Origin of the sequence: Pantoea sp. SJZ147, from assembly GCF_007828605.1 — a bacterium.
Classification (GTDB): Bacteria; Pseudomonadota; Gammaproteobacteria; order Enterobacterales; family Enterobacteriaceae; genus Pantoea; species Pantoea allii.
The window spans coordinates 162,406-171,803 of record NZ_VIVB01000014.1 but is presented as its reverse complement, the minus strand read 5'-3'; the positions used below and the strand labels follow the sequence as shown (position 1 = coordinate 171,803).

Genomic DNA, 9,398 nt, shown 5'->3' with positions numbered 1-9,398 from the left:
TTGCGTGGAGCTGCGGCTTATTCTGCCCGGTAAACCGACACAGAACGGATTTATTGAGAGTTTTAACGGACGCTTTCGCGATGAATGCCTGAATGTACACTGGTTTAGCGACATCAGCCATGCCAGAAAACCATCAGTGAATGGCGTCAGGATTATAACGAATGTCGCCCACACTCCACGCTGAATTATCAGACGCCGTCTGAATTTGCGGCGGGCTGGAGAAAGGGTAATTATGAGAGTGAAGGATCCGACATTACTAACTGAGCCTTGTATCTAATACTGGGAGCAGGTCATCAGCTCAGACCCCATCAATATAATGGTGGCTTGACGCCGAATGAATCAGAACAATTGTTCTGGAAAAACTCTAAAGCTGTGGCCAGTTTTTGTTGACCACTACAAAGCACTATTTCATAGACCCACGAACAAACTCACAACCCGAACAGTCGTCGCCAGTCAAACTTCCAGGTCCCCGAAGTATTTCTAGCAACATCCGCATTTATATCAAGTAAATGCCGTTGTGGTGTAGGCTTATTCGAAATAAACCCCATGTATTCGAACTCACCATTTTCGATTAAATCATTGGGTGAAATAGCTGCACTACGCACCATCTCATCAGGATATATTCCCGCTGCACCATAGGCCTCAATGACCATTTGAGAACAGTAAACTTGATTTTTCGGAGGTCCTGATTTCAAGCGCGCTTTCAAGAAATACCTCCCGATTAACTCTTTAATACGGCTGGGTGTCCTTTGGTATTGTTTGGCTCTATACGCTGCTCGCCTAAACGGCATGCGATTGGCATCTGATTTCGCATAAGCGTAACCTTCGAAAGAACGCGCCTTGGCTAATACGCTCTCGATACGTTTACCTAGCCCACGGTATCGCAGGACATCGCCTGACTCAAATCCATCCATGAGACTTTTAAGTTGTGTTTTACTTACGCCGTCTGGGCCTGCATCAATTGAAATACCGGCTCCGAGATATATACCAACATGCGAATAGGCCCCTTCTGTTGCCTCTCGTATAACTGCATGTTTTTTATCATCTTTTGAACTATTGTCTAGCGCGAACCAAACAAGGACGTCTCCTGGAAGCAGATCCTTCGGCAATAGCCGGCCAGGATAATCGCCAATTTTCAGACCGGGGACTAAGACAGTCTTTCCAGTACGAGGGTCATACTCTGGAAGAAACGGCATAATATATTAAGTCCTTGTAATAAGTGCCATACAAATAAAGTTGAAGTGACTGACTTTGGGGAGCTGCTTCATCGGAAGCCCGCTGTCGTGTCGCAGCATCTCGAACGAACCCGCCACTAAATCCATGGTAGATATTACCTTGATGACAGTGGAACTGGTACCAAGAGCTATTGAAGTAGCTATAAATATTAGCGTTAACCTTGATGCCATTACTAAGAGCTAATTGCGCATCAGCGGGACTAAGATCCATAACACGCACGAGCTCACCAGCGGCACGATACTCTTTCACTCTATGCTTTAGATTATGCTCAAACACCCTGACCTGCCCCTTGGCACGGGCCTTAACTTTAGCAGGTGACTTGCCAGCCAAAACCATCTTTTATGCCTCACCCAAGCACTCTCTGGCCTCAGCAAGCGTGATGCCACCCACCCTTAACGACCAAACGTAATGGTCTCCTGATGGTCGTTGATGGAGTAATTGAAGCGAAATGAGATGGAACCGGCAGCGGTGACGGCCAAGTGCAACTTATCATAGTTGTTCAGTTGGTAGAGTTTTCTTTCGGTTTGAGATTACCCAGCCTGATATCGGTAATCATGGCAGCCGCGGATTCCCTATTAAAAAAACCATGCCCTTCCCTGCTAAGGCGACATGGTATCGAGCACCGGGCATGGCATTTGGCGCTGTCAATGCCCCGTACCATTCTACTTAAACACGGTGCCTGGCGATACAAAGAGCTGCCAGAATTTGCCAGACCCAAGAAGCAAAAAGCCCGCAATTACGCGGGCTTAGAGATGTTTTACTGCTTTCACGTGCAGGGTGTTGCTAGACGCGAAATCATTCCCACTCAATCGTCGCCGGTGGTTTGCCCGAAATATCATAAACTACCCGGGAAATGCCGTTAACTTCGTTGATAATGCGATTGGATACGCGGCCCAGGAAGTCATACGGCAGGTGCGCCCAGTGGGCGGTCATGAAGTCGATGGTTTCGACCGCACGCAGTGAGACAACCCAGTCATATTTGCGGCCATCGCCCATCACGCCAACGGAACGCACAGGCAGGAACACGGTAAAGGCCTGGCTGACTTTGTTGTAGAGGTCGGCTTTGTGCAGCTCTTCAATAAAGATGGCATCTGCGCGACGCAGCAGGTCACAATACTCTTTCTTCACTTCACCCAGCACGCGCACGCCAAGGCCAGGCCCCGGGAACGGATGGCGATAGAGCATATCGTAAGGCAGACCTAACTCCAGACCGATCTTGCGCACTTCGTCTTTAAACAGCTCGCGCAGCGGCTCGACCAGGCCCATCTTCATCTCTTTTGGCAGGCCACCCACGTTGTGGTGCGACTTGATCACGTGCGCTTTACCGGTAGCAGAGGCAGCGGATTCAATCACGTCAGGATAAATAGTGCCCTGCGCCAGCCACTTCACGTCCTGCAGGCGCAGTGCCTGCTCGTCAAACACTTCGACGAAAACGCGGCCAATGATTTTGCGCTTCGCTTCCGGATCGTTTTCCCCTGCCAGGGCATCCAGGAAACGTGCTTCACCGTCAACGTGCACAATATTCAGACCAAAATGGTCGCCGAACATGTCCAGCACCTGCTCAGCTTCATTCAGGCGCAGCAGCCCGTTATCCACGAATACGCAGGTCAGGTTTTTACCGATGGCGCGATGCAGCAGCATGGCAGTCACTGACGAATCCACACCGCCGGATAAGCCCAGGATCACTTTGTCGTTGCCGACCTGCACACGCAGACGCTCGACGGCATCCTCAATGATTTTCGCCGGTGTCCAGAGCGCTTCACATTCACAAATATCCATCACGAAACGTTCCAGCATGCGCAGTCCCTGACGCGTGTGCGTGACTTCCGGGTGGAACTGCACGCCATAGAAGCGTTTCTCTTCGTTAGCCATGATGGCAAACGGACAGGTTTCTGTGCTGGCGACCGTAACAAAACCATCAGGGATAGCGGTCACTTTATCGCCGTGGCTCATCCAGACATCCAGCAGCGGTTTACCGGCCGCGCTGATGGCATCTTCGATATCGCGAATCAGCGCGCTTGCGGTGTTGACTTCAACCTGCGCATAGCCAAACTCGCGCTCGTTGGACCCTTCCACCTTGCCACCCAACTGCATCGCCATGGTTTGCATGCCGTAACATACACCCAGAACCGGTACACCCGCGGTAAACACATAGTCAGGTGCGCGCGGGCTGTCGTTTTCGGTGGTACTTTCCGGGCCGCCAGACAGGATGATGCCGCTTGGATTGAACTGGCGAATCTGCGCTTCGGTGACATCCCACGCCCAGAGTTCACAGTACACGCCAAGCTCACGTACGCGGCGCGCGACCAACTGAGTATATTGAGAACCAAAATCGAGAATCAGAATGCGGTGCTTATGGATATTTTCCGTCGTCATTGAGGGGTTTCCAGAACGGTGACTTAAAGTAAAGCGCCCGGCTGTTGCCGGGCGGGAAATCTTACGGGGTTATGAACCCATGCGGTAGTTTGGTGACTCTTTGGTGATGGTCACATCATGCACGTGGCTTTCATTGATGCCCGCACCGCTGATACGCACGAATTCGGCTTTGGTGCGCAGGTCATCAATGGTCTGGCAGCCGGTCAGACCCATACAGGAGCGCAGGCCGCCCATTTGCTGATGCACGATCTCTTTCAGGCGGCCTTTATAGGCCACGCGGCCTTCGATACCTTCTGGCACCAGCTTGTCAGCAGCGTTATCGGTCTGGAAGTAGCGGTCTGATGATCCTTTAGACATCGCGCCCAGCGAGCCCATTCCACGGTAGGATTTAAAAGAACGGCCCTGGTAAAGTTCGATTTCACCCGGCGATTCTTCAGTACCTGCCAGCATCGATCCCACCATCACACAGGACGCGCCAGCCGCAATCGCCTTAGCGATATCACCAGAGAAACGAATCCCGCCGTCTGCGATAACCGGAATGCCCGTGCCTTCCAGCGCGGCAACGGCGTCAGAAACGGCGGTAATCTGAGGTACACCCACACCGGTAACAATACGAGTGGTACAAATTGAGCCTGGGCCGATACCAACTTTGACCGCGCTCACGCCAGCTTCAACCAGCGCCAGCGCACCTGCACCTGTCGCCACGTTGCCGCCGACGATTTCAAGCTCAGGATATTTAGCGCGGGTTTCGCGGATACGCTGCAGCACGCCTTCGGAGTGGCCATGCGACGAATCAATAAGCAGTACGTCCACCCCTGCTGCGACCAGGGCATCCACGCGTTCTTCATTGCCCGCACCTGCACCCACGGCGGCACCAACGCGCAGACGACCCTGCGCATCTTTACAGGCGTTAGGTTTACGTTCGGCTTTCTGGAAGTCTTTAACGGTGATCATGCCCAGCAGGTGGAAACTGTCATCCACGACCAGCGCTTTTTCTACACGCTTTTCATGCATTCTGTGCAGTACGACATCACGGGCTTCGCCCTCTTTCACTGTAACCAGACGCTCTTTCGGCGTCATAACGGCAGTGACGGGCTGGGTGAGATCGGTAACGAAGCGCACATCGCGACCGGTGATAATGCCCACCAGTTCGTTGTCCGCGTTCACCACCGGATAGCCGGCAAAGCCGTTACGTTCGGTCAGCTCTTTGACTTCTGCCAGCGTGGTGGTTGGCAACACGGTCTGTGGTTCGGTGACCACGCCGCTTTCATGCTTTTTAACCTTACGCACTTCATCTGCCTGACGCTCAATCGACATATTTTTGTGAATGAAGCCCAGACCGCCCTCTTGCGCCAGCGCAATAGCCAGACCCGCTTCGGTCACGGTATCCATCGCAGCAGAAAGCATTGGAATATTCAGACGAATGTTTTTGGTCAGTTGAGTGCTGAGATCGGCCGTATTCGGCAGGACGGTGGAGTGTGCAGGAACGAGCAGGACGTCGTCAAAAGTGAGTGCTTCTTTAGCGATTCTTAACATGGCAATACTCCACCTTGGGTGCGTGAGAATAGATAAAATATTGCCGCGGCATTATACAGGCCGTAATCGATTGCCTCCACTATTATTTAATAAAAAGTCTTGATCCGCACAATCAGCAATGTAGTATCGACTGATTAACCTACTGATTTGGAATTTGATCTTCGTCACATGTCGCTGCCGCCAAACGCCAATATTTTTACCGTCAGCCGTCTCAATACCACAGTGCGTCAGCTGCTGGAAAATGAGATGGGTTTGGTTTGGCTCAGTGCCGAGATCTCCAATTTTACCCAGCCTGCCTCGGGTCACTGGTACTTCACCCTAAAAGATGATGGCGCACAGGTACGCTGTGCCATGTTCCGCAATGGCAATCGTCGCGTCACGTTTCGTCCTCAGCACGGTCAGCAGGTCCTGGTGCGCGCGAACATCACCTTGTATGAACCGCGCGGCGATTATCAGCTGATTATTGAAAGCATGCATCCCGCTGGTGAAGGCCTGTTGCAGCAGCAGTTTGAGCAGTTGAAAGCTAAGCTGGCACAGGAAGGCTTATTCGAGCCCGGGCACAAAAAACCCTTGCCCCAACCGGCTAAACAGGTTGGCGTTATTACCTCCGCGACCGGTGCAGCCCTGCACGATGTGCTGCGTGTGCTGCATCGTCGCGATCCGTCATTGCCTGTGGTGATTTACCCCACCGCCGTACAGGGCGTGGATGCGCCTGCCGCTATCGTGCGCGCCATTGAGCTTGCTAACCAGCGTGCAGAGTGCGATGTGCTCATCGTGGGGCGCGGCGGCGGTTCGCTGGAAGATCTGTGGAGTTTTAACGACGAGCGAGTCGCGCGTGCGATTTTTGCCAGTCGCATTCCCGTGGTCAGCGCGGTGGGCCATGAAACCGACGTGACTATTGCCGATTTTGTTGCCGACCTGCGCGCGCCAACGCCTTCTGCCGCGGCAGAAATTGTCAGCCGTAATCAGCTTGAACTTCTGCGTCAGCTGCAGTCACAACAGCAGCGGCTGGAAATGGCGATGGATTATTATCTGGCACGCCAGCAGCGGGGCTTTAGCCGTTTAGATCACCGCCTGCAACAGCAGCATCCGCAGTTGCGCCTGGCCCGCCAGCAGACTGCACTGTTTCGCTTACAGCAGCGCCTGAGCGAAGCGATGGAACTGCGGCTGCGCAACGCCAGCCGCCAGCAGGATCGCCTGTCACAGAGGCTGGCACAGCAGCAGCCACAGCAGCGCCTGTATCTGGCGCAACAAAGCCTGCAAAGCTGGCATTATCGCCTGCAACAAAGCATGGAGAAATTGCTTAACCGCGACAAAAACCGCTTCGGTCAGCTTGCTGCCCAGTTGGAAGGCGTCAGCCCGTTAGCCACCCTGGCGCGTGGCTTCAGCGTCACCACCGACAACGCGGGTCAGGTGGTGAAAAAAACACGCCAGTTAAGCAACGGCGATTTACTGCGTACCCGCCTTGATGATGGCTGGGTAGAAAGTCAGGTCACTCAGCTGATTCCTGAAAAACCGAAACGAAAGAAAAGCATTTCTTAACTATACTTCCTAGTACATCCCTCGTGCCAAGGAGTCTACAATGGCTTTCAGCGTTATACCTCCCTACATTCTTCGTAAGATTATTGCTCACGGTTCCGGCTATCAGCAGGAGCAGGCGCGCCGTACGCTCACCCACGTTCAGCACCTGATGGCGGAGCACTGGCAAAAGACCGCTGCACCCAAGACCACGCAGGCCGGGAAGATTGAGCGTGAAATCTATGACGCCAAAAATCAGGAAACGTTACCGGGCACCCTGGTGCGTAAAGAAGGCCAGTCCTCAAATGGTGACATTGCCGCCGACGAGGCCTGGAACTATCTTGGCGTAACTCATGACTTTTTCTGGCAAATATATAAACGCAATTCTCTGGATAATAACGGTTTGAAATTAGCTGGCACCGTGCATTATGGCGAGAAATATCAGAATGCCTTCTGGAATGGTCAGCAGATGGTATTCGGAGACGGCGATGGTGAAATCTTTAACCGCTTTACCATCGCTATCGACGTTGTTGCGCATGAGTTATCGCACGGTGTCACAGAAACCGAGGCCGGTTTGATCTATTTTGAACAGGCTGGCGCACTGAATGAGTCGATGTCCGACGTATTTGGCTCTCTGGTAAAACAGTTCAGTAAGAAACAGACGGCGGAGAAAGCCGACTGGATTATTGGTGAAGGCTTGCTGGCGAAAGGTATCCACGGTAAAGGCTTGCGATCGATGTCGCACCCCGGCACCGCTTATGACGATCCCATGTTGGGTAAAGACCCGCAACCGGGCCATATGGACGATTATATTAAAACGCGTGAAGATAACGGCGGTGTGCATCTGAATTCTGGCATTCCTAACCGTGCCTTTTATCTGGCAGCAAAAGCATTAGGTGGATTTGCCTGGGAACAGGCAGGGCAAGCCTGGTATGACACCTTATGTGATGATAATTTGCATCAGGATGCTGACTTTAAAGCCTTTGCACAGTTGACCGTGCAGCACGGTGAAAAGCGCTTTGATCGTTCTGTTGGTAGCAAAATTGAACAGGCGTGGAAAGAGGTAGGCGTATTATGAGTCAACTCCCCGAACTTACCGATGACGCAACCATTGTGGTTACGCGTGAAGGTGGCTTTGCTTTTATTCCCGGCTTACGTAGCGAGCGTCGTTTTCCTTTGGGTGAACTTCCTGCGCCAGAGAAACAGCGCGTCTGTAAAGTGCTGGAACAGGCGATGCCGCTGTGCGAACCAGAGGAAAAAGCGGCTAAGGTAGGCGGCGGGGACCAGCGCTATTTTCGTATCCAGATCCAGTACGCCACGCGCCGTGAAGCAGGCACGGTAGTGCTCCTGATACCGGAGCAGTCGGCACCGCCGGAGCTGGCGTCGCTCTTCCGCGACGGAAAATATGACTAGTCCTGGCATAGGTTGACACTTTTTTTATCTTTTAAAACGCCTGATGTACCTCATCAGGCGTTTTGTATTTTAATGACAGATGAGGACGCTGGCTGTTATAGATCCTGACTGACTCACTGACCATCCTGCCTGCCTGCACCACGTCTGCCGGACGCGTAATCAGTAATTCATTTTTCAGTATGCCGTTAACCCTTTCTGCCAGCGCATTCTGATAGCAGTCGTAGCCGTCCGTCATTGAACAGACAAGACCGTGTTTTTTATGCACTGACTGATACATTGCCGAACAGTACTGAAGTCCGCGATCTGAGTGGTGGATCAGGCGGCCCTTTCCCTGCCGCTCCCTCAGTGCCATTTGTAGCGCCTTAATAACGTGTTCCGTATGCAGACTTTCATGAACATGATACCCCACGATTTTTCGTGAGAAAGCGTCCGTTACCAGACTGATGTAGGCCATACCTGTCCTTACCGGAAGCCAGGTGATGTCGGCAACCCATACCTGCTCCGGACCGGAGATAACCGTCTGCTCCGGCCCCGCTTTCAGCAGATTCGGATGTCTGTAAAAATGATGACGGCTGTTCGTTGTTTTATGATAAGCCCTTGCCGGATGAACCAGTAACCGGGCTTCCCGCAGCACAGCGAACAGACTGTCCCGCCCGATATGCAATGCGGCATCTTCCCGCTCGTTAAGAATATGCTGCAGTTTCCGGGTACCCAGTCGGGGCTGCTGTAACCTGATAAGTCTGACTTCCTCAGTAATGCGGTGTGCCTTTTCAGACCTGCGCATTTCACGCCGGCATCCCTGATACCAGGCCTGACGGCTTATCTTTAAATACCGGCAGACCCTGACGACAGTCAGTTTCAGGGATTGTGTCTGTGCTTTCGCGATAAGGACGCTAACTGCTTCTTTGTGAGTGTGGCACCGAATTCGGTGTTCATCACCTTCACGACAGCTTCAAAAAACTGCGCTTTAACTTCGGATTCAGCCAGTTGCTGCTCAAGCTCTTTGATTCGCTGTTCAGGTGTGAGGGGAAGAGATTTTGTCATGTTTCCTCCGCGGGTGGTGCGCTGCCGGGATGACTGCCAGTCCAGATGACCGTATTTACGTAACCACATGAGCACGGTGGAACATCCCTGGATGCCGTAGCGTTCCTGAGCCTGGCGGTAAGTCATCTCGCCTTTTTCAACCTGCTCCACGACTGCCAGCTTAAAGGAAAGAGAGTAATCCCGCTGAGTGCGTTTAACATACTGTTTCATCACATTCTCCTCAAAACCAGTGGAAAATGTGTCAACGCTATTCAGGACGGGAAAATAAGCAGAAA

The 9,398-nt window shown here is 52.5% G+C and carries 7 protein-coding genes and 2 pseudogenes; 4 read left to right on the top strand and 5 right to left on the bottom strand.

Features of this window, described 5'->3' with window-relative positions; all coding sequences use genetic code 11:
- Window positions 1–264 (top strand): annotated as a pseudogene (locus FBY13_RS19645) (transposase); the annotation flags it as partial.
- 164 nt (window positions 265–428) lie between these two features.
- On the opposite strand, the gene FBY13_RS19640 reads toward FBY13_RS19645, so the two are convergent.
- The 4 genes and pseudogenes from FBY13_RS19640 to guaB all read right to left on the bottom strand — a co-directional run bounded on the left by FBY13_RS19640 (window position 429) and on the right by guaB (window position 5,148).
- Entirely contained in the window at window positions 429–1,196 is a 768-nt protein-coding gene (locus FBY13_RS19640; protein ID WP_145394937.1) for a hypothetical protein, read from the bottom strand.
- A gap of 316 nt (window positions 1,197–1,512) precedes the next feature.
- Window positions 1,513–1,792 (bottom strand): annotated as a pseudogene (locus FBY13_RS23785) (Arm DNA-binding domain-containing protein); the annotation flags it as partial.
- 239 nt (window positions 1,793–2,031) lie between these two features.
- Window positions 2,032–3,612, bottom strand: a complete 1,581-nt coding sequence (guaA, locus tag FBY13_RS19630; RefSeq protein ID WP_063880555.1) for a glutamine-hydrolyzing GMP synthase — start codon at window positions 3,610–3,612, stop codon at window positions 2,032–2,034.
- 69 nt (window positions 3,613–3,681) lie between these two features.
- Window positions 3,682–5,148, bottom strand: a complete 1,467-nt coding sequence (guaB, locus tag FBY13_RS19625; RefSeq protein ID WP_063880556.1) for an IMP dehydrogenase — start codon at window positions 5,146–5,148, stop codon at window positions 3,682–3,684.
- A 168-nt stretch (window positions 5,149–5,316) separates the two neighbouring features.
- Here guaB and xseA point away from each other — a divergent pair, with 168 nt between their 5' ends.
- Genes xseA through FBY13_RS19610 form a run of 3 tightly spaced genes read left to right on the top strand, consistent with a single transcriptional unit; the run spans window position 5,317 to window position 8,079 of the window.
- Window positions 5,317–6,690, top strand: coding sequence for an exodeoxyribonuclease VII large subunit (xseA, locus tag FBY13_RS19620; RefSeq protein ID WP_145394938.1), 1,374 nt, complete (start codon window positions 5,317–5,319; stop codon window positions 6,688–6,690).
- A gap of 40 nt (window positions 6,691–6,730) precedes the next feature.
- Window positions 6,731–7,744 (top strand): M4 family metallopeptidase, encoded by a 1,014-nt coding sequence (locus FBY13_RS19615; protein ID WP_063880557.1) that lies wholly within the window; start codon window positions 6,731–6,733, stop codon window positions 7,742–7,744.
- Entirely contained in the window at window positions 7,741–8,079 is a 339-nt protein-coding gene (locus FBY13_RS19610; protein ID WP_145394936.1) for a protealysin inhibitor emfourin, read from the top strand. The genes FBY13_RS19615 and FBY13_RS19610 overlap by 4 nt, the downstream gene beginning before the upstream one ends.
- A 31-nt stretch (window positions 8,080–8,110) precedes the next feature.
- Here FBY13_RS19610 and FBY13_RS19605 read toward each other — a convergent pair.
- A protein-coding gene (locus FBY13_RS19605) for an IS3 family transposase (protein WP_370513244.1) occupies window positions 8,111–9,333 on the bottom strand; the annotation gives its coding sequence in 2 pieces (ribosomal slippage) (window positions 8,111–8,986 and window positions 8,989–9,333; 1,221 coding nt in all).
- Window positions 9,334–9,398: the final 65 nt, after the last annotated feature.